21 protein-coding genes are annotated in these 21,037 nt (G+C 64.2%); 14 read left to right on the forward strand and 7 right to left on the reverse strand.

All coding sequences use genetic code 11. From position 1 onward, the window contains the following. Window positions 1-3: 3 nt before the first annotated feature. Window positions 4-1,746: an L-arabinonate dehydratase gene (araD, locus tag ACGYK9_RS14490; RefSeq protein WP_394411448.1), complete on the reverse strand. Its 1,743-nt coding sequence runs from the start codon at window positions 1,744-1,746 to the stop codon at window positions 4-6. Window positions 1,747-1,863: 117 nt separating this feature from the next. Between araD and ACGYK9_RS14495 the strand changes: the two genes are divergently transcribed. Genes ACGYK9_RS14495 through ACGYK9_RS14505 form a run of 3 tightly spaced genes read left to right on the forward strand, consistent with a single transcriptional unit; the run spans window position 1,864 to window position 5,167 of the window. Continuing rightward, window positions 1,864-2,664 carry an HpcH/HpaI aldolase/citrate lyase family protein gene (locus tag ACGYK9_RS14495; protein WP_394411445.1) on the forward strand — a complete coding sequence of 267 codons (801 nt, stop codon included), beginning with the start codon at window positions 1,864-1,866 and terminating at the stop codon, window positions 2,662-2,664. 2 nt (window positions 2,665-2,666) lie between these two features. Continuing rightward, complete coding sequence (locus tag ACGYK9_RS14500) at window positions 2,667-4,208, forward strand: aldehyde dehydrogenase (NADP(+)) (protein ID WP_394411442.1); 1,542 nt, start codon at window positions 2,667-2,669, stop codon at window positions 4,206-4,208. After that, window positions 4,205-5,167: a 2-hydroxyacid dehydrogenase gene (locus ACGYK9_RS14505; RefSeq protein WP_394411439.1), complete on the forward strand. Its 963-nt coding sequence runs from the start codon at window positions 4,205-4,207 to the stop codon at window positions 5,165-5,167. The genes ACGYK9_RS14500 and ACGYK9_RS14505 overlap by 4 nt, the downstream gene beginning before the upstream one ends. Window positions 5,168-5,205: 38 nt before the next feature. Here the strand turns inward: ACGYK9_RS14505 and ACGYK9_RS14510 are convergent, their stop codons facing one another. Genes ACGYK9_RS14510 through ACGYK9_RS14530 form a run of 5 tightly spaced genes read right to left on the reverse strand, consistent with a single transcriptional unit; the run spans window position 5,206 to window position 8,491 of the window. Beyond that, window positions 5,206-5,520 carry an NIPSNAP family protein gene (locus ACGYK9_RS14510; protein ID WP_394411436.1) on the reverse strand — a complete coding sequence of 105 codons (315 nt, stop codon included), beginning with the start codon at window positions 5,518-5,520 and terminating at the stop codon, window positions 5,206-5,208. A gap of 25 nt (window positions 5,521-5,545) precedes the next feature. After that, a complete protein-coding gene (locus tag ACGYK9_RS14515; RefSeq protein ID WP_394411433.1) occupies window positions 5,546-6,262 on the reverse strand; it encodes a FadR/GntR family transcriptional regulator in 717 nt (238 codons plus the stop codon). Between the two features lie 3 nt (window positions 6,263-6,265). Further along, the gene (larB, locus tag ACGYK9_RS14520) at window positions 6,266-6,967 is read right to left on the reverse strand and encodes a nickel pincer cofactor biosynthesis protein LarB (RefSeq protein WP_394411430.1); all 702 of its coding nucleotides are present in this window, start codon (window positions 6,965-6,967) and stop codon (window positions 6,266-6,268) included. Next, on the reverse strand, window positions 6,954-7,739 hold the full coding sequence (locus ACGYK9_RS14525) for an adenine nucleotide alpha hydrolase (protein ID WP_394411427.1): 786 nt from the start codon (window positions 7,737-7,739) through the stop codon (window positions 6,954-6,956). Before ACGYK9_RS14525 ends, larB begins: the two co-directional genes overlap by 14 nt. Further along, on the reverse strand, window positions 7,736-8,491 hold the full coding sequence (locus ACGYK9_RS14530) for a FadR/GntR family transcriptional regulator (protein ID WP_073037919.1): 756 nt from the start codon (window positions 8,489-8,491) through the stop codon (window positions 7,736-7,738). The genes ACGYK9_RS14525 and ACGYK9_RS14530 overlap by 4 nt, the downstream gene beginning before the upstream one ends. A gap of 253 nt (window positions 8,492-8,744) precedes the next feature. Between ACGYK9_RS14530 and ACGYK9_RS14535 the strand changes: the two genes are divergently transcribed. The 4 genes from ACGYK9_RS14535 (at window position 8,745) to ACGYK9_RS14550 (ending at window position 14,912) form a co-directional block, all read left to right on the forward strand. Beyond that, window positions 8,745-9,704 carry a TAXI family TRAP transporter solute-binding subunit gene (locus ACGYK9_RS14535; protein WP_394411424.1) on the forward strand — a complete coding sequence of 320 codons (960 nt, stop codon included), beginning with the start codon at window positions 8,745-8,747 and terminating at the stop codon, window positions 9,702-9,704. Window positions 9,705-9,838: 134 nt separating this feature from the next. After that, a complete protein-coding gene (locus ACGYK9_RS14540; RefSeq protein ID WP_394411421.1) occupies window positions 9,839-11,713 on the forward strand; it encodes a TRAP transporter permease in 1,875 nt (624 codons plus the stop codon). Between the two features lie 31 nt (window positions 11,714-11,744). Further along, complete coding sequence (locus ACGYK9_RS14545) at window positions 11,745-13,451, forward strand: thiamine pyrophosphate-binding protein (RefSeq protein WP_394411418.1); 1,707 nt, start codon at window positions 11,745-11,747, stop codon at window positions 13,449-13,451. A gap of 12 nt (window positions 13,452-13,463) precedes the next feature. Beyond that, complete coding sequence (locus tag ACGYK9_RS14550) at window positions 13,464-14,912, forward strand: FAD-binding oxidoreductase (RefSeq protein WP_394411415.1); 1,449 nt, start codon at window positions 13,464-13,466, stop codon at window positions 14,910-14,912. 4 nt (window positions 14,913-14,916) lie between these two features. Here ACGYK9_RS14550 and ACGYK9_RS14555 read toward each other — a convergent pair whose 3' ends face one another. Next, window positions 14,917-15,663 carry an SDR family oxidoreductase gene (locus tag ACGYK9_RS14555; protein ID WP_394411412.1) on the reverse strand — a complete coding sequence of 249 codons (747 nt, stop codon included), beginning with the start codon at window positions 15,661-15,663 and terminating at the stop codon, window positions 14,917-14,919. 177 nt (window positions 15,664-15,840) lie between these two features. On the opposite strand from ACGYK9_RS14555, the gene ACGYK9_RS14560 reads away from it, so the two are divergent. The 7 genes from ACGYK9_RS14560 (at window position 15,841) to ureC (ending at window position 21,028) form a co-directional block, all read left to right on the forward strand. Continuing rightward, window positions 15,841-16,452, forward strand: a complete 612-nt coding sequence (locus ACGYK9_RS14560; protein ID WP_394411409.1) for a TetR/AcrR family transcriptional regulator — start codon at window positions 15,841-15,843, stop codon at window positions 16,450-16,452. Window positions 16,453-16,463: 11 nt separating this feature from the next. Continuing rightward, window positions 16,464-17,444: a zinc-binding dehydrogenase gene (locus ACGYK9_RS14565; protein WP_394422575.1), complete on the forward strand. Its 981-nt coding sequence runs from the start codon at window positions 16,464-16,466 to the stop codon at window positions 17,442-17,444. 250 nt (window positions 17,445-17,694) lie between these two features. Next, window positions 17,695-18,492 (forward strand): urease accessory protein UreD, encoded by a 798-nt coding sequence (locus ACGYK9_RS14570; RefSeq protein ID WP_394411864.1) that lies wholly within the window; start codon window positions 17,695-17,697, stop codon window positions 18,490-18,492. Between the two features lies 1 nt (window position 18,493). Continuing rightward, window positions 18,494-18,796 (forward strand): urease subunit gamma, encoded by a 303-nt coding sequence (locus ACGYK9_RS14575; protein WP_394411861.1) that lies wholly within the window; start codon window positions 18,494-18,496, stop codon window positions 18,794-18,796. A gap of 8 nt (window positions 18,797-18,804) precedes the next feature. Further along, window positions 18,805-19,002, forward strand: coding sequence for a hypothetical protein (locus ACGYK9_RS14580; protein ID WP_394411858.1), 198 nt, complete (start codon window positions 18,805-18,807; stop codon window positions 19,000-19,002). After that, window positions 18,999-19,304, forward strand: a complete 306-nt coding sequence (locus ACGYK9_RS14585; RefSeq protein WP_394411855.1) for an urease subunit beta — start codon at window positions 18,999-19,001, stop codon at window positions 19,302-19,304. The genes ACGYK9_RS14580 and ACGYK9_RS14585 overlap by 4 nt, the downstream gene beginning before the upstream one ends. Continuing rightward, entirely contained in the window at window positions 19,304-21,028 is a 1,725-nt protein-coding gene (ureC, locus tag ACGYK9_RS14590; protein WP_394411852.1) for an urease subunit alpha, read from the forward strand. Before ACGYK9_RS14585 ends, ureC begins: the two co-directional genes overlap by 1 nt. The last annotated feature ends 9 nt before the right edge of the window (window positions 21,029-21,037 follow it).

The raw sequence follows: 21,037 nt of genomic DNA on the forward strand, positions 1-21,037 counted from the left end.
CTCTCAGAAGATATCCGGCTCGCCCGCCGCTTGGCCGAAGGCCGCGGTAAGGTAGTCGAAGTCGCAGCCCTGATCGGCCTGCCCCACATGGCGCTGGAACATATAGCCCCACCCCCGCTCGAACCGCGGCTCGGGCGCTTTCCACGCGGCGCGGCGGGCGGCGAGTTCGTCCTCATCCACCAGCATGTCGAGGGTGCGCGCCTCAAGATCCATGCGCACGATGTCGCCCGTTTTCAGCAGCGCCAACGGCCCGCCCACGAAAGACTCCGGCGCGACATGCAGGATGCAAGCGCCGTAAGAGGTGCCCGACATCCGCGCATCCGAGATCCGCAGCATGTCGCGGTGCCCCTGTTTCAGCAGCGCCTTGGGCATCGGCAGCATCCCCCATTCAGGCATCCCCGGCCCGCCCTGCGGCCCTGCGTTGCGCAGCACCAGCACATGGTCGGGCGTCACATCGAGATTCTCGTCGTCGATGGCGGCTTTCATCTCGGGGTAGCTGTCAAAGACCAGCGCCGGGCCTTCGTGATGGTGGAACTTCGGATCGCAGGCCGCCGGTTTGATCACCGCGCCATTGGGGCAAAGGTTGCCTTTGAGCACGGCAAGCGAGCCTTCTTTATAGACTGGGTTCGACAGGGGCCGGATCACGTCGTCATTATAGACAGGCGCATTCGCAATCCCCTCCTCCAGCGGTTTGCCGGTGCAGGTGATGGCCGACCGGTCGAGCTTGTCGCCCAACTGGTCCATCAGCGCCCGCAGCCCGCCCGCGAAATAGAAATCCTCCATCAGATATTCGCTGCTGCCCAAGGGGCGGATATTGGCGATCAGCGGCGTGATGCGGCCCAGAGCGTCGAGACCGCTCAACTCCAGCGCCACCCCGGCGCGGCGCGCCATGGCCAAGAGATGCACCACCGCATTGGTCGAACAGCCCGTCGCCATGGCCACCGTCGCCGCGTTTTGCACGGCGGCAGGCGTGATGATCTTGTCGGGCGTCAGGTCTTCCCAAACCATATCGACAATGCGCCGCCCGCAAGAGGCGCTCATCCGTTTGTGCCCCGCATCCGCAGCGGGGATCGAGGTCGCCCCCGGCAGGGTCAGCCCCATCGCCTCGGCAATCGCGGTCATGGTGGAGGCGGTGCCCATCGTCATGCAATGCCCGTAGGACCGCGCAATGCCGCCTTCGACGCCGACCCATTCCTCGGCCGAGATCGTGCCCGCGCGACGCTCATCCCAGAACTTCCACGCGTCCGAGCCAGAGCCAAGCGCCCGGCCCGCGTAATTGCCCCGCAGCATCGGCCCCGCGGGCAAGAAGATGAACGGCACGCCTGCGCTGATCGCCCCCATGGTCAGACCGGGCGTGGATTTGTCACAGCCGCCCATAAGCACCACACCATCGAGCGGGTGCGAGCGGATCGTCTCCTCGGTCTCCATCGCGATCATGTTGCGGTAGAGCATCGAAGTCGGCTTGGTGAAACTCTCGTCGATCGAGATCGTCGGGATCTCAAGCCCCAGCCCCCCGGCCTGCGCGATTCCCTTCTTCACGTCCTCCGCACGGTCACGAAAATGAAGGTGGCAGGGGTTCATCTCGGACCAAGTGTTCAGGATGCCGATCACCGGACGGCCCTCCCAATCTTCGGGGCCCAGACCCATTTGCATCATACGCGACCGATGCCCAAAGCTGCGCAGATCGTCGGGGGCGAACCAGCGCGCGCTGCGCAGCTGATCGGCGGTTTTCTTGGTCTCGGTCATGGTTTCCTCGCCAGCTAAAACATCATCACAAAAAGGTTGGAAAACACATCTTGCTCGAACTGATATATTACCGTATCACCCCAATTGTCGATACCATTTGAGGGAGGAGCCGCGAAAATGTCGGCAAAACCACTGAAACAAACGCTCCGCCCCGGCAGCCGCCTGTCGGGCTTTTGGCTCTCGCTTTGCTCTCCTACGGTGACCGAGATTGCGGCGGGCAGCGGGATCGACTGGTTGTTGTTGGATATGGAGCATGCGCCCAACGACCTGAGCCAAATTACCGACCATCTGCGCGCGGCAGGCAGTGCCAATCCCGATGCGCAGATGATTGTGCGCATGCCATCCTCGGACCAAACGATGACCAAGCGGCTGCTGGATATCGGCGTGCGCAATCTGATGTTCCCGATGATCCAGACCGCCGAGGCCGCCCGCCAAGCCGTATCATGGACCCGCTACCCGCCCGAAGGGCTGCGCGGCATCTCGGCCACGATCCGCGCCAATGATTACGCGCGGCAAACCGATTACCTCAGCACCTATGCAGAGGCGCAATGCGTGATCGTGCAGGTCGAAACCCCCGAAGCGGTGGCCGAAATCCCCGCAATCGCCGCCGTGCCGGGGGTCGATGCGATCTTTATCGGGCCGGGAGATCTCTCCTCCGCGATGGGCCATACCGGCAACCCGATGCACCCCGATGTCCAAGAGAAGATCCGCGAGGCGGTAGCGGCCATCCATGCCGCCGGGCTGCCTGCGGGCATCCTCGGCTATGGTGCTGACCTTGCACAACAGTATTTCGATGAGGGTATCGAGTTCGTCGCCATTGCTGGCGACGCTTGGCTGCTCACCCGGCAGATGGATGCGCTGGTGCAGACCATGGCGCAGCCCTCCCCCACTTTGACACAGCAAACCCATAAGGATTGATCATGACCGCGGACAGCACGAAATTTCACCCCCACGGCAAGCATCTGATCGCCGGCGAATGGGTCGGCGGCGGAGAGACCTTCGCCAATTCCCCCGCCACCGGCGAAAGCGACGAATTCCAAAGCGGCACCCCGGCGCATGTGGACCGTGCCTGCCAAGCGGCGGAGGAGGCCTTTTGGTCCTACGCCTATGCCAGCCGCGAGACCCGCGCCGCCTTCCTCGACACCATCGCGGATGAGATGGAGGCCCGTGCCGAGACCATTACCGAGATCGGCACCCGCGAATCCGGTCTGCCCGAAGCCCGTCTTCAGGGAGAGCGGGGGCGGACAACCGGGCAGCTTCGCCTCTTTGCAGATCACATCCGCAAAGGCGCGCATCTGGACCGGCGCGTTGACGGCGCCCTGCCCGAACGCCAGCCGATGCCGCGCCCGGATATCCGCATGATCCAGCGCCCCATCGGGCCGGTCGCGGTCTTCGGCGCGTCGAACTTCCCGCTGGCCTTCTCCACCGCGGGCGGCGACACCGCCGCGGCGCTGGCGGCGGGCTGTCCGGTCGTGGTCAAGGGCCACTCCGCCCACCCCGGCACGGGGGAGATTGTGGCCGAAGCGATCCACGCGGCGATCCAGAAATGCGACATCCACCCCGGCGTCTTCTCCCTGATCCACGCCAACAGCCGCGAGGTGGGGCAGACGCTGGTGCAGCATCCGTTGATCAAGGCCGTGGGCTTTACCGGATCGCTCGGCGGGGGGCGCGCGCTCTTTGATCTCTGCGCCCAACGCCCCGAGCCGATCCCCTTCTTTGGCGAGTTGGGATCGGTGAACCCGATGTTCGTTTTGGCCGATGCCGCCCGCAATCGGGGCGCTGAGATCGGCGCGGGCTGGGCCGGGTCGCTGACCATGGGCGCGGGGCAGTTCTGCACCAACCCCGGCATCGCGGTCGTGGCCAAAGGGGCCGAAGGCGACGCATTCGTCGCCGCCGCGAAAGAGGCGCTTGAGCGGGTCGGCCCGCAGGTCATGCTGACCGACGGCATTGCCAAAGCCTACCGCGATGGCAAGGAACGTTTCACCGGGCGCAACGCCGTCCGCGCGCTGGTCAGCAACGACAGCGAAGGCCGCGCCGCCCAGCCGAACCTGTTTGAAACCGACGCCGATACCTACCTGCAAGACCACGCGCTTGGGGAGGAGGTCTTTGGCCCCTTGGGTCTGGTGCTGCGGGTGTCCTCGGGCGATGAGATGCAAGAGCTCGCCAAAGGGTTCGAGGGGCAATTGACCGCGACGCTTCAGATGGACGACGGCGACACCGATGCCGCCAAAGCGCTGATGCCCATCCTTGAACGGAAAGCGGGCCGGGTGCTGGTGAACGGTTTCCCCACCGGGGTCGAGGTTTGTGACGCCATGGTGCATGGCGGCCCCTATCCGGCCTCCACAAACTTTGGCGCGACGTCAGTGGGCACAATGGCGATCCGCCGCTTCCTGCGGCCCGTGTCCTACCAAAACCTGCCTGAGGCGCTATTGCCCGAAGACCTGCGCGGGGCTTCGGCATGAGCGGCGGGTTGATCGGCCCCGTCGCCGTGCTCGACGCGATGCCGCAGGACATGCAAGACAAGGTGCGCGGCTATGCCGAAGGGCTCGACCTGCGCTTTGCGGCGTCCTATTCCGAAGAGGATTTCGCCAAGACGGTGAAAGGTGCCGCCTATATCGTTCCGCGCGGGCGGGGGCTTCCGGCCTCGGTTCTGCGCGGGGCCGATAGCGTGCGCCTCGTGCATCAATGGGGCACCGGGTATGACAAAATCCCCTTGGATGTCGCGCGCGAGATGGGTGTGCCGGTCGCGCGCAGCCCCGGGGTCAACGCGCCCACCATCGCCGATCTGACCATCGGCATGATGATCGCCGCGCTGCGCCGCATCCCGCTGCATTACAACAACACCCGCGCGGGCAAATGGATCGTGCCCGAGATCGTCCCCGGGGCGCGTGATCTCAGCAGTCAGAAGGTCGGGCTGATCGGCTTTGGCGCCATTGGGCAACTGGTCGCGAAACGGCTGACGGGCTTTGACTGCGAGGTGCTCTACTACCGCCGGTCGGGGCCAGCCGAAGGCACCAGCGCGCACTATGCCGAGCGCGATGAAATCCTTGAGACCTGCGATATCGTCAGCCTGCACATGCCGCTGACCGATGCGTCACACCACACCATTGACGCGGCGGCACTGGCGCGGATGAAATCGGATGCGCTTTTGGTGAACACCGGGCGCGGCGGGCTGATCGACGAAGCGGCCCTGATCGACACGCTGACCCACAAGCGCATCGCCGGGGCGGCATTGGATGTCTTTACCCAAGAACCGGTGGAGCCGGACAACCCGCTGCTGCGCCTCGATAATGTCCTGCCGCTGCCGCATATCGGTGGCCATAGCGAGGACAACCTCCGGCGCATGGTCGGCCATTGGGCGGGCAACATCCGCGCCTTCCACGAAGGGCGCGGCATCGACGAGGCCTGCCTCGTGACCTGAAGGCTGCCCCGGCCTGACCTCTCAGGCCGGGGCGCGGCTTAACCCTCTAGCGGCACGGGCATCAGGATCTTATTGGTCTGGCTCACCAAATACCCCGCCTCGGCGCTTTTCTTGAGATAGGCCTGCCACTCAGGGTCCGCCGCCATCTGCGCCCGGCGTGCGACACGGTCGGCGGCGTCCTTATAGGCCCAGATATGCACGAAGGAATTCACGTCCCCCGTCTCGACCTGCGCATAGATCACCGGCTCGCCTAGGATGCGGCGCTGCGCCGGGAAGCCGAATTCGGCATAGAGCGCGAGGTGTTTCTTGATCGTGCCGGGGCGGCAGCAATAGGTGCGGTGGTCGTAGATCATGGGGTGGTCTTTCTGCTTGCTTGGGTCATGCGATACCGGCGTGGTCGGTGATCCGGGCCCGCGCCTGCAAAAGGTGATAGGCCATCGACACGCCCGCGACTTCGCTGTCGCCCGCGCGGATCGCTTCGAGAATTTCCCGATGTTCGCTGATCACCACGTCGATCCGCGCCTGAGATCCTTGGCGGGTCAGCTTTTGCGCCACGTCGATCCCCTGTTCGATCGAACCGCGGGCGCAATCGAGCATCTGCACGAAGACCTCATTGCCCGAGGCCGCCGCGATGGCGCGGTGGAATTGGTAATCGGCGTCAAAGGACGGATCGCGCGCCTGCATCGATGCCTCCAGCGTCTGCAAGGCTGCCTCGATCCGGGCGATATCCTTGGGGCTGGCGCGCTGTGCGGCCATGTGGGCGGTGGCCTTTTCGATCGTGATCCGCGCCTCCATCGCGCGCATCAGCCCGGCGACGGAACCCGCCGTTGCATATTCGATCAGCTTTTCCGAAGGCCGCCGCCGCACGAAGGTGCCCACGCCGCGCCGCGCCTCGACCAGACCGTCCTCTTGCAGCTTGCGCAGCGCCTCACGCACCACGGGGCGCGACACGCCAAAGGCGGTGGCGATCTGGTTCTCCGACGGCAGCTTTTCCCCCTGCACCAGCTTGTTCGACACGATCTGCTCAAGAACCTGCCCGTAGAGCTGGTCGGCCAATGTCTGGCGTTTCTTGATCTTCAGTTTCGGTGCTGTCACCGGCTACCCTCCCGCCGCGGCGCGGCGCATCATATTGGCCAGCCGCAGAGCCGATGTCGCAGCCCCATAGCCGTTGTCGATGTTCACCACCGTCACCCCCGGCGCGCAGCTGGCGAGTATCGAATCGAGCGCGACCCTCCCGCCGCGGGCGACACCATAGCCCACCGAGGTCGGCACACCAATGACCACCCCCGGCACCAGCCCGGCCACGACCGAGGGCAGCGCCGCGTCCATCCCGGCAAAGACGATCACCACATCCATCTCGCGCAGCAACTCCTCCCGCGCGAGCAGACGCCACAGCCCGGCGACGCCCACGTCCGAAACCTCGGTCGCCGCCATTCCGCCATAGGCCAGCGTGCGCCGCGCCTCGGCCATGGGGGCGTAATCAGAGGTGCCCGCACTGACGAGGGCGATGCGCGGCGCGCTGGCCAAGGGCCCGATCTCTCCCAAAATGGCGGTGCGCGAGGCGGTGCAGTAATCGACCCGTTGCGCCAAGTCGGCGGACAGCGCGGCGAACTGCTCTGCCGTCAGCCGGGTCAGCAGCAGCCGCCGTTCCTCTGCCGCCGCATCGCCGATGATGGCGGCGATCTGCGCCACGGATTTATGCTCGCAAAGCACGGCCTCTTCGATGCCGATACGCCCCCCGCGGCCCCGGTCAAAGGTCACGTCTGGATGCCCGTCGGGGCCGGTCTTAGAGATGGACAAATGCACTTCCTCTTGAATAGGCCCGCAGATCGACCGCGCGCCCGTCATCCGTGGCCTGCCGAACCTGCGTCAATATCGCTGCACGTTTCTGGGCAGAGAGGTCTTCATAGGCAAGCGGATCAATCTCGATCACCCAGCCCCCGCGCAGGCGTCGACAGCGCAGGGTGATATTGCCCATGACCTCACGCAGCAGGGTCTCTACCCGGTCGATCACCGCCAGATCCGCAGGCTCCACCCGCAGACCGGTCTCGATCCGGCTGGCCAAACAGGGGGCGGCTGGCAGTTCCGCCAGATCCCCCAGCCCGAGCGCGCGGGCCAAGGTGCGTACATCCGACTTGGACATTTGCGCCTCGACGAAAGGGTGCAGCACGCCGTGCTCCGCCGCGGCTTGTAGGCCGGGACGGTAGTCCGACAGATCATCGGTATTGGTGCCCGCCGCCACCAGCGGCCCCATGCGCGCCAAAGTGCCATAGAGGTTCGACTTGCAGAAATAACAGCGATTGACCGGGTTCGCGCGATAGGCGGGATCGGCGAACTCCCCCGCGTCGACCAGCTTCAGCCGCAGGTCCCAAGTGGTGGCGAAATCCTTCACCCGCGCGGTCGCCGCCGCTGGAACGGCGGGTGAGACCGCATGGCAAAGCGTCACGCCCGCCGCGCCGCGCACCTTGGCCGCAGCAGCCGAGAGCGTCAGGCTGTCGATCCCCCCGCTGAGCGCGATGGTCAGGGAGCTGGGCCGCGCAAGGGCGGCGTGGAGGGCGGCAGGAATGGTCACTCTGCCAGCCCGTCCTCAGTCTTGAGCTGTGCCAAGAGCCGCCCGCTCGACATCTGGAGGTGGTCGCGCATCCGCTGGCGGGCGCGTTCCGCGTCACCCTCGGCGATAGAGGCGGCGATGTCGTAGTGCTCTTGTATCGCATCCCGGCTTTCGCCACCGCGTTTCAACGCTTGCAGCCGCCCGGCCAACATGGTCTCGCGCAGACTGGCGACAAGGTAGTTGAACAGGCTGAGGTAATAGCTGTTCCCCGTCGCCTCGCAAACCGCGCGGTGAAAATCAAGGTCGGCAGTGACCCCTGCCGCCACTGCCGGGCCGCCGATCTTGTTGCTTTGATCATAGGCGGCGGCGGCACGCTCAATCTCTGCGCGGGCCTCGGGGGTGGCGCGGGCGGCGGCGATGGCAGCGGCTTCGATCTCAAGCCCCATGCGCAGCTCTAGGATCTGCTCAAGCTTGCGCTGGCTTTCCATATCGCGCTCAGGAATGGCAAAGCCCTGACGGGGCCGATCGCTGGCGACGAAGGCCCCCCGACCCTGACGGCTCGACAACATGCCTTCGGCCTTGAGGCGCGAGACCGCTTCGCGGATCACCGTGCGGCTCACGTCGAAATCGCTGGCCAATGTGGTTTCGGAGGGCAGCACATCGCCCACGTTCCACACGCCATTGACGACGTTGTGGCGCAGCACCTCGGTCACCTGATCGCTTAGCGTGGCACCATCGACGAGGGGCGCGGTCGCCTGAAGATTTGCAGCCATAATAACAACTTCCTTTCGCCGATTGGACCACCTGTATGACAAGCTGTCAATAATCAGAAGGTAGGGCCTACCGTTACGTTACAAGCAGAATACAACATTACAAGTAAGATGAAATACCCGTAAATTTGTATTTTTAATTGACAGGCTAAAGATTCCCCCGCAGTCTGCGGATCACGGCAAGAGGATGTCAGGGGGGAGCCCGGAACCCATCCAGTAGCTGCCGACACACAGTCAAAACTCGGGAGGAGTTTCTATGTCACCCATCTTCAAATCGATCCGTCGCACCACAGCGGCCACCATCCTTTTCGCCGTCGCAGGCGCCGCCGCCCATGCGCAGAGCTTTGTCATGGCGACCGGCCAGCAGGGCGGCTCGTGGTATCCCGTAGGCGGCGCGATCAAGGCGATTGTGGAGCGTGAGAACCCCGATATGGACATCACCGTCACGCCGGGTGCGGGCGTGTCGAATGTGGTTGGTGTAGACGCGGGCCGCTTCGGCATCGCCTTCGCCAACTCGATCTCGACCGTGGACAGCCTGTCGGGCAAAGAGCCGTTCCGCAAGCCCACGACCAATGTCTGCAACCTTGGCATCCTTTATCCGCAGTATTTCCAGATCGTCGCGCTTGAAGATTCCGGCATCAAGACCATTGCCGACATGACGGGCAAACGCCTGACCACACAGCAGCTTGGCAACACCGGCGAATTCCTGACGCGCGAGCTTTTGTCGACTGCGGACATGACCTTTGACGACCTCGACAGCGTCGCCAACACGTCCTATTCCGACTCTGCTTCGCAGATGAAAGACGGTCAGGCCGATTTCTTCACACTGGGGTCGTCCCTGCCAACCGGCTCGGTCATGGATCTGGCCTCCTCGCGCAAAATCCGCCTGATCGACGTGGATGAGGAGACCTTTGCCCACTTCAAAGACAAAAACGCCGCCTTCCAGCGCCGCGAAGTCAAGGCGGGCGCCTACCCCGGGTTCGATGAAACCGTGCACGCGATCAGCTATGACACCCATATGGTCGCGCCCTGCGACTATGACGGTGAGATCGTCAAATCCGTGCTCGGCGCGATTGCCGATAACAACGACAGCTTTGCCGCGATCAGCAAGTCCATGGCGAACCTGACGGTAGAGGAAATGGCCACCGACATCGGCGTGCCCTTCCACCCCGCCGCGAAAGAGTTCTACGCAGAGCGTGGCGTCTCGGGGATGTAATCCACCCCTGACGCGAAACGGGTCGGCCGGAGCCCTGCGCTCCGCCCGGCCCACATCCCCATAGGCCCCGCCGCCCGCGCATCACCCGCGCCGCCGCGCGAGGGCTGCCTTCCACTCTAGACGCGAGAACCCCCATGCAACTGTCGATCCTTCTGGATAAGATGCCCCTGATTACCCGCATAGCAAGGCTGATCCTGGTCGGTATGGCTGTGTGGCATCTCTACGTCGCCTTCGTCGGCCCGCCCAACCCCTATATCATGCGCGGCGTGCACGTCGCTCTGGCGCTTTTGCTGATCTTCCTGACCGTCAACCGCAAGGGGCTGCGCAATGATGTGCCGCGCTGGTATGACGTGGTGCTCGGGTTGGTCGCCTTGGGCGCGGCGCTCTATCCGTCCTTCAACCTCAATTACATCACGCAACGCTTCCTCTATGTCGACCCGCTGATGCCGATGGACATCGTGGTGGGGATCACGCTGGTCGTCCTGTTGCTTGAGGCCACGCGCCGGATGCTGGGGCCGATGCTGCCGATCACGGCGCTGCTGTTTCTCGGCTACGGCCTCGCCTTCACCTCGACCCTGCCCTCGGTGATCCTTGAACAGTTGTTCATGACGCCCGAAGGCATCTTCGGCATCCCGATCGCGGTTTCCGCGACCTATATGGTGCTTTTCATCCTCTTCGGTTCCTTGGTCGAGCGGATGGGCGTGGGCCAGCTCTTCATGGATTTCGCGGTGGCGCTTACCGGGCGTCAGGTCGGCGGTCCGGCCAAGGTGGCCTGTGTGACCTCGGGCCTCTTCGGGTCGGTGTCCGGCTCTGCCGTGGCCAATGTGATGACGACCGGCACCTTCTCTATCCCGCTGATGAAACGCATGGGGTTTAAACCCGCCTTCTCCGGCGCAGTCGAGGCCGTGGCCTCGACCGGGGGGCAGATCATGCCGCCCGTCATGGGGGCTGCGGCCTTTGTCATGGCCGAATACCTCGGCGTGGGATACCTCACGGTTGCGAAATACGCGCTGGCGCCCGCGATCCTGTTCTATGTGGCCCTTTTCGCCGCGGTCCATTTCGAGGCCAAGCGCAAGGGCATCGGTTCGGTCCCGAAAGAGGATCAAGTGCCGCTGAAAACCGTTCTTGTCGAGCGGGGCCATCTGTTCCTGCCGCTGGCGATCATCGTGGGCGTGCTGATGCTGGGCTATTCGGCCCCCTATGCGGCGCTTTGCGGTATCGTGTCGGTCGTGCCCGTGGCGGCGCTGCGCAAGACGACACGGCATTACGTCACCGTCGACAACATCCTCGAAGCGCTCGAAGGCGGTGCGCGTAACGTGCTGGCGATTGCCGCGGCCTGTGCTTGTGCGGGCATCGTCGTCGGCGTGATCGACATCACCGGCCTTGGCCTGACCTTCTCGAACTTCGTGATCGAAGCGGCCCAAGACACGCTGGTCATCGCGCTCTTCCTGTCGATGATTGCGGGCATCATCCTTGGCATGGGGATGCCGACCACACCGGCCTATATCGTGCAGGTCGCCCTACTGGTGCCGGCACTGGTGAAACTGGGCGTGCAGGTCGAAGCGGCGCATCTCTTCGTCTTCTACTTCGCCATCCTGTCTGCCATCACACCCCCCGTGGCCATGGCGGTCTATGCGGCCAACACCCTATCGCACGCCAAGATCGTCGAGGCGAGCTGGGCTGCGGTGAAACTCGGCGCCACCGGCTTTATCGTGCCCTTCATGTTCGTCTATGAACCGGCGATCCTGATGCAGGGCTCCGTCACGCAGATCACGCTGGTTCTGTTGCAAGCAACCACCGGGGTGATCTTGCTGGCCGCCGCCTTGCAGCGCTACTACTTCGGTAGACTGTCCAACCCGCTGTCGGTGGTGCTGTTCGGGGCGTCGCTCTTGCTGATCTATCCCGATCTACGGCTCACCGCTTCGGGGCTGGTCATCGCGGGCGTGATCCTGGCCTTCCAAAAGGCCAGGAACCCCAGCCCCGAGAGCCAAGCGGCCACACATACTTAACTCTTTGAACGAACGAAACGGAGCCTTCTCCATGCTGCAAAAAACTTCCCTCAAGGCGCGGACCGGCGGACAGGTCCTTGTGGATCAACTGCTGATCCACGGTGCCGACACCGCCTATTGCGTGCCCGGCGAAAGCTACCTTGAGGTGCTGGATGCGCTGCATGACGTGCAGGACCGTTTCAACCTGATCAACGCGCGGCACGAAGCCGGGGCCGCGAATATGGCCGAGACCTATGGCAAGCTCACCGGCAAGCCCGGCATCTGCATGGTCACCCGCGGCCCCGGTGCCTGCCACGCGGCCATCGGGGTGCATATCGCGCAGCAAGACAGCACGCCGATGATCCTGCTCGTGGGCCAAATCGCCCGGGACACGACCGACCGCGAAGCCTTTCAGGAAGTCGACTACCGCGCCATGTTCGGCCCCATCGCCAAATGGGCCACCCAGATCGATGACCCGGCGCGGGTGCCGGAATATATGGCCCGCGCCTTCCGCGTGGCGACCTCGGGCCGCCCCGGCCCGGTGGTGATCTCCCTGCCCGAAGACATGCTGACCGAGGTGGTTTCCGTGGCCGATGCCCGGCCCTTTACGGCCACCCATGCCGGCCTGTCGCCCGATAGCCTCGATATGCTCAAGAGCGAGATCGCGCAGGCCGAACGGCCCCTGCTGCTGCTCGGCGGCTCTGGCTGGTCGGATGAGAGTGCGGCGGCCATCACCCGCTTTGCCGAGGCCAACAAGATCCCCGTCACCACCTCTTTCCGGCGGCAAGACATCGTCAACAACCTCTCGCCCGTCTATGCAGGCGATTTCGGCACCTCTACCGCGCCCAGCCTCTACGCACATCAACGTGAGGCGGATTTGCTCATTGTGATCGGTGCGCGTTTGGGTGAGATGACGACCAAGACCTATACCACCATGCAATCGCCCAACCCCGAGACCCGTCTGGTGCATCTCTATCCCGAAGCGGATGAGATTGGCCGCGTCTATTCGCCGGATTTGGGCATTGCGGCAGCGCCCGTCGCTGTGGCCGCTGCCTTGGATGGCGTCGATCTGGGCCGGGCAGAGGCATGGGGCGATTGGTGCGACGAGCTGCATGCCGATTACCTCACCGATACCGAAGCACCCAATGGCGGGGAATGGGATCTCGACATGGGGGTGGCCCTTGCGCAACTGCGCGATGAGCTGCCCGACGATGTGGTGGTCACGCTCGACGCGGGCAACCACACCGGCTGGGCGCAGCGGTTCCTCCGCTTTGGCCGCCCGGGCCGGATCGTCGGTTCCACCTGTGGCGCGATGGGCTATTCCGTGCCTGCTGCCGTGGCCGCGTCGATTGCAGACCCCAAGCGGCTGACGCTCTCCTTCGTCGGCGACGGTGGCTTTATGATGAGCGGCAATGAACTCGCCACCGCCGCGCAATATGGCGGGCGGCCCATCGTGCTGCTGTTCAACAACGGCATCTACGGCACCATCCGCATGCATCAGGAACGCGACCACCCCGAACGCATCTCGGGCACCACCTTGCAGAACCAAGACTTCGTGAAGATGGCCGAAGGTCTGGGCGCCCATGCCGAACGGGTGACCAAGACCGAGGATTTCGCCGCCGCCTTCACCCGCGCCCGCGAGAGTGGCCGTCCGGCGCTGATCGAATTGGTGACCGACCCCGAGCAGATCTCGACCCGCACCACGATCAGCAAACTGCGCGCCGCGGCTCCGAAAAAAGTCGACGCCGACCAGCGCTGAAGGATGACCCAGATGACGACCCTGACCGCGCCGCCCCGCGCAGATGATACGGACGCGCAAGACCACGCCGCCCTGCTGGACGCGCTGCGCGACGCCATCGGTGCCGCCAATGTCGTGACCGACGCCAAGGATTTCGACGCGCGTTTGATCGAAGATCGCGGACTGCGGCGCGGCACAGCGCTGGCGCTGATCCGCCCAGGCTCGACCGAGGAGGTCGCCGCCTGCATGCGTCTGTGCCACGCGGCACAGGTGCCGGTGACACCACAGGGCGGTAACACCGGCCTTGCGGGGGGCGGCGTGCCCGATGGCGGCATTATCCTCACGACCGACCGGCTGAACCGTATCCGCGCGGTCGATCCGACCAATGCCACGATGACGGTTGAGGCAGGCTGCATCCTCGCCAATATCCAAGCCGCGGCGGATGAGGTCGATGCGCTCTTCCCGCTCTCGCTCGCCTCTGAAGGGTCCTGCCAGATCGGCGGCAATCTTTCGACCAACGCGGGCGGGACGGCGGTGCTGCGCTATGGCAATACCCGTGACCTCGTGCTGGGGATCGAAGCGGTGCTGCCAGATGGCCGGGTGCTGAATGACCTGAACGGCCTGCGGAAAAACAACACCGGCTTTGACCTCAAACACCTGTTCATCGGGGCCGAAGGCACGCTTGGCATCATCACGGCGGCGGTGATCAAACTCTTTCCCAAACCCACCGCCCGGGCCACCGCGCTGGTGGCCTGCACCGGCCCCGATCCGGCGCTCGCGCTCTATGCGCGGATGCGCGGCCAGACCGCCGACACGCTTTCGACATTCGAGTATATCGACCGGCTGGGCCTGCAAATGGTGATCGACCACGCGCCCGGCTGTAGCGATCCGATGGCCGAGGCGCATCCCGCCTATTGCCTGATCGAACTCACCGGCAATGGCGCGCCGACAGACCTCGACGCCCGGCTGGAAACCGCATTGGAAGCGGCGTTCGAGGCGGAGGAGATCATCGATGCCGTGATCGGCGCCTCGGAGGCACAAAAAGACGCGCTTTGGGCGCTGCGAGAGAACCTGTCAGAGGCGCAGAAACCCGAAGGCGCGTCGATCAAACATGACGTTTCGGTCCCGGTGTCGCGCGTGGCGGATTTCATCCGTGAGGCGATCCAAGCCTGTATGGATCACATGCCCGGCCTGCGCCCCTGCCCCTTTGGCCATTTCGGTGACGGCAACCTGCATTTCAACCTGTCGCGCCCGGTGGATATGGCGGATGCGGCGTTCCTTGCCGAATACGGGGCCTTTAACCGGATCGTGCATGATATCGTGCACCAGATGGGCGGCTCTTTCTCAGCCGAGCATGGCATCGGCACCTTCAAACGCGCCGAGCTGCGCCGATATAAAGACCCGGTCGCGCTGGAGTTGATGGCGCAGATCAAGGCCACCCTCGACCCGGGCCATTTGATGAACCCGGGCAAGGTGCTTTGACCGCTTAACCGCGCCCCGCGAAGGGCATTTTGGTGGCCATCACGGTGACGAACATGGCGTTGGAGTCGAGTGACAGCTTCGCCATATATGACAGCGTTTCGGCCACATCGTTCACATCCATGCGCGGCTCGGACATGCGGCTGCCATTTGGTTGCAGAATGCCCTCCTTCATCCGCTCGGTCATCTCGCTGGCCGCATTGCCGATGTCGATCTGCCCGCAGGCAATGTCATGCGCCCGCCCGTCGAGCGACAGCGCGCGGGTCAACCCGGTGATCGCGTGTTTCGTCGCCGTATAGGGCACCGACAGAGGGCGCGGCACATGGGCGCTGATTGAACCGTTGTTGATGATCCGCCCGCCCTTGGGGCTCTGCCGTTTCATCAGGGCAAAAGCCGCGCGGGCGCAGAGGAATGACCCGGTCAGATTGGTCGCGACGATGTCGTTCCACTCCGCCACGCTTAAGCCGTCTACCCCAACTGCCGAGCCATTGCGCCCGGCATTGTTGAACAGCAAATCCAGCCGCCCAAAGGTCGTCTCCACCCGCTCGAAAAGCGCATCGACCTCCGCCTCGATCCCAACATCGGCAGCCACGGCGATATGCCCCTGCCCGTCGAGGGTCGCGCAGGCTGCGTCGATCTTATCCTGCTGCCGCCCCGTCAGCACGAGGGTGAAACCGTCCTTCGCCAAACGCTGCGCACAGGCAAGGCCCACCCCGCTTCCGGCCCCTGTTATCAGAGCAATCTTTTGATCCATCTTCTCATTCCATCCCTGTCATCGCCCTCCGGGCCGTTGTGTGGAATCTAATATATATGATCGCGCAAGAATAGGTTTTTTCGCTATTTTCTGGTTTGGCGCGTCGTTCAACTTGCCCGCCTCACATTCGCGCGAGCACACTAGACGACCGGTCTATTATTTCTTAGATGCCCGGGTATGACAGAGGCAAAGAAATCAGATCAGACGCGGCAACGTATCTTGGACATAGGGCGCAGCCTCGTGCTGCGGCACGGGTTCTCTGGCGTTGGCCTGTCGCGCATTCTGAGCGAAAGCGGCGTGCCCAAGGGCTCTTTCTACTATTACTTCGCGTCGAAAGAGGCTTTTGGCACCGCGATGCTGGCCGATTACGTCGAGGCCTATCTCGACCGCGTCGATGCGCTGATCGCGGCTCCGGGAACGGCGGGCGACAAGCTCGACAGTTTCTGGGATGCATGGCTCAGCCAATCCAGCGCCCCGGGGATCGCCAGCGCTTGTTTGGTGGTGAAACTCGGATCCGAAGTCGCCGACCTGTCGGAGACGATGCGCGAAACGCTGGATCAGGGTGTCGATGCTTTGGTCGCCCGGATTGCCCAATTGCTGCGTCAAGCCGCAGAGGATGGGACCGTTCGTGTGCTCGAAGACCCTGAGACCACAGCCCGCATGCTCTATGCGAAATGGCTCGGCGCTGCGGTGCTGGCCAAACTGGCGCGCAGCGATGCGCCCCTGCGCATGGCGCGCGCTGAAACCTCTGCCCAACTCTCCCCCACCGGGGGCCAATTCCCAACCTGAAAGGAAACAGCATGTTCGCTGCCATCCACGACACATTCGGCGAGCCCGCCGAGGTTCTGACCACCCGCGAAACTAACAAGCCCGCGCCCGCCGCAGGCGAAGCGCTGCTGCGCATGGTGCTCTCGCCCATCCACAACCACGACCTTTGGACCGTGCGCGGCAACTATGGCTACAAGCCCGACCTGCCCGGCGCCATCGGCGGCTCCGAAGCGCTTGGCATTGTCGAAGCCGTGGGCGAAGGTGTTGATGAGGCGCTGATCGGCAAACGCGTCACGGCTGCCGGGTTCCACGGCGCATGGGCCGAGTATTTCACCGCCCCTGCCGCGGGCCTGCTGCCCCTGCCCGAGGCAATCTCGGACGAAGCGGGCGCGCAGTTGATTGCCATGCCCTTCAGCGCCCTGTCTTTGTTGGAGACCCTCAAGGTCGGCGAAGGCGATTGGCTGATCCAAACCGCCGCCAATGGCGCGGTCGGCAAAATCATGGTCGGGCTGGCCAAGGCGCGCGGTGTCAACCTGCTGAACCTCGTCCGCCGCGAAGGCGCCGCCGAAGAGATGCGCGACACCGGCGCGGAACATGTCCTCTCCACCGAAGATGCGGATTGGCAAAGCAAAGCGCGTGAGTTGATCGGCAAAGAGGGCGCGGTCTCGGCCATCGATTCCGTCGGTGGCGAGTTGGGCGGCCAGCTGGTCGAACTGCTGGGCAAGGACGGTGAATTGATCGTCTTCGGCACGGCGACGGGCCAGCCGCTCTCCATGTCTTCGGGTGAATTGATCATGAAACACATCACCGTCAAAGGTTTCTGGGGCTCGCGCGTCAGCGGCGAGATGGCGGCTGAGACGCGGGGCCGCCTGATTGGCGAATTGGTGCAACTGGCCGCGAAGGGCCAACTGCCCCTCGACACCGGCGGCATCTACCCGCTGGCCGAGGTGACCGAGGCGATGAAAGCCGCGCTCACCACGGGCCGTGGTGGCAAGGTCATGCTGCGCCCGTGATCGGGATTTGACGACAGCGGCGGCCCTCCCTCCCCGGGGCCGCCGCCCCAAGCGCGGAGTGCCCAAGTTTCGGACAGCACTGCGAATTGCTGCCCATTTTTCAGGCAAATCCGCCGTGTATGCGGCTCCGAACCGCCTCGGCGATGACTCTCCCCCGTCTCTATGGTGATTAAAAAATCATCAGACTTTACTGGGCGGAGCGTTCCTCATTCTCATCGACAGCAGCATAAACAGCCCCCAAGCGACCCCGGTGCAGCCGCGCGCTATTGGTGCTGCGATGGTCTCGGCCAAGGCTGCGCGGGGCGGTTCGACAATCGGCGAATTGCGCCAGTCGGGCGCGATGAAGCTGCTCTTCCCCCGCCCCGACCCCGCGCTGTTGCAGGCAATCGTCATCAATTCCGCAGGCGGCATCACGGGCGGCGATAGTTTTTCCCTGACCGCCCGTGCCGAAGCGCAAGCGGCGCTCAGCCTCACCACGCAGGCCGCCGAACGCGCCTATCGCGCGCAACCGGGGCAAGTGGCGGCGCTGCGCAACACCCTCACCGTCGACTCCGGCGCGACGCTGCATTGGCTGCCCCAAGAGACCATTCTCTACGACGGATGCGCCCTGCGGCGGCATCTGACGGTCGACCTGGCGCAAGACGCCTCTCTCCTGCTGGTGGAGCCGCTGGTCTTTGGCCGCGCCGCTATGGGCGAAACCCTGCGTCATGCGTATTTCCGCGACCGGATCGAGATCAACCGCGCGGGCCAGCCGCTTTTTCACGACGCGATGACACTCAGCGGCGATGTCACCGCCCATCTGGCGGCCCCTCATATCGCGGCGGGCGCGGGCGCCCTTGCCACGCTGATCTATGTGGCCCCCGATGCCGAAGCGCGGCTGCCCCGGCTCCGCGCCCAATTGCCCGACAGCGCCGGGGCCAGCCTGATCGGCCCTGACCTGCTGGTTGCCCGGATCCTCGCCGCAGATAGTTTCGACCTTCGCCAATCGCTCGTCCCGATTTTGGGCACGTTGAGCGGTGACACCCTTCCCCGATCATGGATGACCTGACGTGCAACTGACTCCGCGAGAAAAAGACAAACTGCTGATCTCCACGGCTGCCGAGGTCGCCCGCAAGCGCCTTGCGCGGGGGGTCAAGCTGAACCACCCGGAGGCCATCGCCCTCATTACCGACACCGTGGTCGAAGGCGCGCGGGATGGCCGCAGCGTGGCCGATATGATGCAGGCCGGTGCCCATGTCATCACCCGCGACGACTGTATGGAGGGGGTGGCCGAGATGATCCCCGAGGTGCAGGTCGAAGCCACTTTTCCCGACGGGACCAAATTGGTCACCGTGCACAACCCCATCAGATAGGATATCCCATGCCGCGTTTTGCCCCCCTTCTTGCCCTGCCGCTTATGTCGCTCGCCATGGCGGCCTTCGCCCATAGCGCGCCGCTCCCCCACAGCCACGGCGGAGAGGGTGATGGATCGCTCGCCGTCTACCTGATCGCCGCCTCGGCCTTTGCGCTGTCGGGGGGGATCCTCGTCCTGCGGCGTCTGAAGACCGCCAAAGCATGATCCCGGGAGAGATCATTCCGGCGGAGGGCCTGTTGACCCTCAATGCCGACAGCACGGCGATCACGCTGATGGTCGCCAATACCGGCGACCGCCCGGTGCAGGTCGGCAGCCACTACCATTTTGCCGAGAGCAACCCCGCGCTTGAGTTCGACCGCGCCGCCGCGCGGGGCCTGCGCCTCGACATCGCGGCGGGGACTGCGGTGCGTTTTGAGCCGGGCCAACGGCGCGAGGTCTCGCTCATCCCGATCAGCGGGGCGCGGCGGGTCTTTGGCTTTAACAGCGCGGTGATGGGAGACCTCTGATGCCTGCACAGATCAAACGCGGTGACTATGCCGCCATGTTCGGCCCCACGGTGGGCGACCGGGTGCGGCTGGCCGATACGGACCTTATTATCGAAGTCGAGCGTGACCTGACCACCGGCGAGGGCCGGGCCTACGGCGAAGAGGTCAAATTCGGCGGCGGCAAGGTGATCCGCGACGGCATGGGCCAGTCGCAGGTCACCCGCGCGGGCGGCGCCGTGGACACGGTCATCACCAATGCGCTGATCGTCGATCATGCCGGCATCTACAAGGCCGATGTCGGGCTGAAAGACGGGCGCATCGCCAAGATCGGCAAGGCAGGCAACCCCGATACGCAGCCGGGGGTCAATATCATCATCGGGCCGGGGACCGAGGTGATTGCGGGCGAGGGGCGCATCCTCACCGCCGGGGGCTTTGATAGCCATATCCATTTCATCTGCCCGCAACAGATCGAAGACGCGCTGCATTCGGGGCTGACCACCATGCTCGGCGGCGGCACTGGCCCTGCGCATGGCACATTGGCCACCACCTGCACGCCGGGCGGCTGGCATATCGGGCGCATGATGCAGGCCGCCGATGCCTTTCCGATGAACCTTGCCTTCGCGGGGAAAGGCAATGCCTCGCAACCCGCCGCACTGGAAGAGCAGATTAACGCAGGCGCCTGCGCGCTGAAACTGCATGAGGATTGGGGCACCACCCCGGCGGCCATCGACTGCTGCCTTGGCGTGGCCGATGCGATGGACGTGCAGGTGATGATCCACACCGACACGCTGAACGAAAGCGGCTTTGTCGAACATACCGTGAAAGCCATGAAGGGCCGCACGATCCATGCCTTCCACACCGAAGGCGCGGGCGGGGGTCATGCGCCGGATATCATCAAGATTTGCGGCGAAGAGCATGTGCTGCCCTCCTCGACCAACCCCACGCGGCCCTTCACGGTCAACACGTTGGAAGAGCATCTGGATATGCTCATGGTCTGTCACCACCTCGACAAATCGATCCCCGAGGATGTGGCCTTTGCCGAAAGCCGCATCCGGCGAGAGACCATCGCCGCCGAAGACATTCTGCATGACATGGGGGCGTTCTCGATCATCGCCTCTGACAGTCAGGCCATGGGCCGGGTCGGAGAGGTCTTGATCCGCACATGGCAGACTGCCGACAAGATGAAAAAGCAGCGCGGGCGGCTGCCCGAAGACACGGGCGACAACGACAATTTCCGTGTGCGCCGCTACATCGCGAAATACACCATTAACCCCGCCATCGCTCATGGCATCTCGACCCATATCGGCAGCATCGAAGAGGGCAAGCGCGCCGATCTGGTGCTCTGGAACCCCGCCTTTTTCGGCGTGAAGCCCGAGATGGTCCTGCTTGGCGGCAGCATCGTTTGCGCGCAGATGGGCGACCCGAACGCTTCCATCCCCACGCCGCAGCCGGTCTATTCGCGGCCCATGTTCGGCGCCTATGGCCGGGCGGTGGAGAATTCCGCCGTGGTCTTTGTCAGCGAAGCGGCAGAGGCCGCGGGGGTGGGCGGCAGCCTCGGCCTTGCCAAACAGACGCTTGCGGTGCGCAACACCCGCGAGATCGGCAAGCGCGACCTGAAGTTGAACGACGCGCTGCCCGAGGTCGAGGTGAACCCCGAAACCTATGAGGTCCGCGCGGATGGTGAATTGCTGACCTGTGAACCTGCCTCCGTGCTGCCGATGGCGCAGCGCTATTTCCTGTTTTGAAGAGACCGA

This window comes from Sulfitobacter sp. 1A15258, assembly GCF_043557045.1.
Classification (GTDB): Bacteria; Pseudomonadota; Alphaproteobacteria; order Rhodobacterales; family Rhodobacteraceae; genus Sulfitobacter; species Sulfitobacter faviae.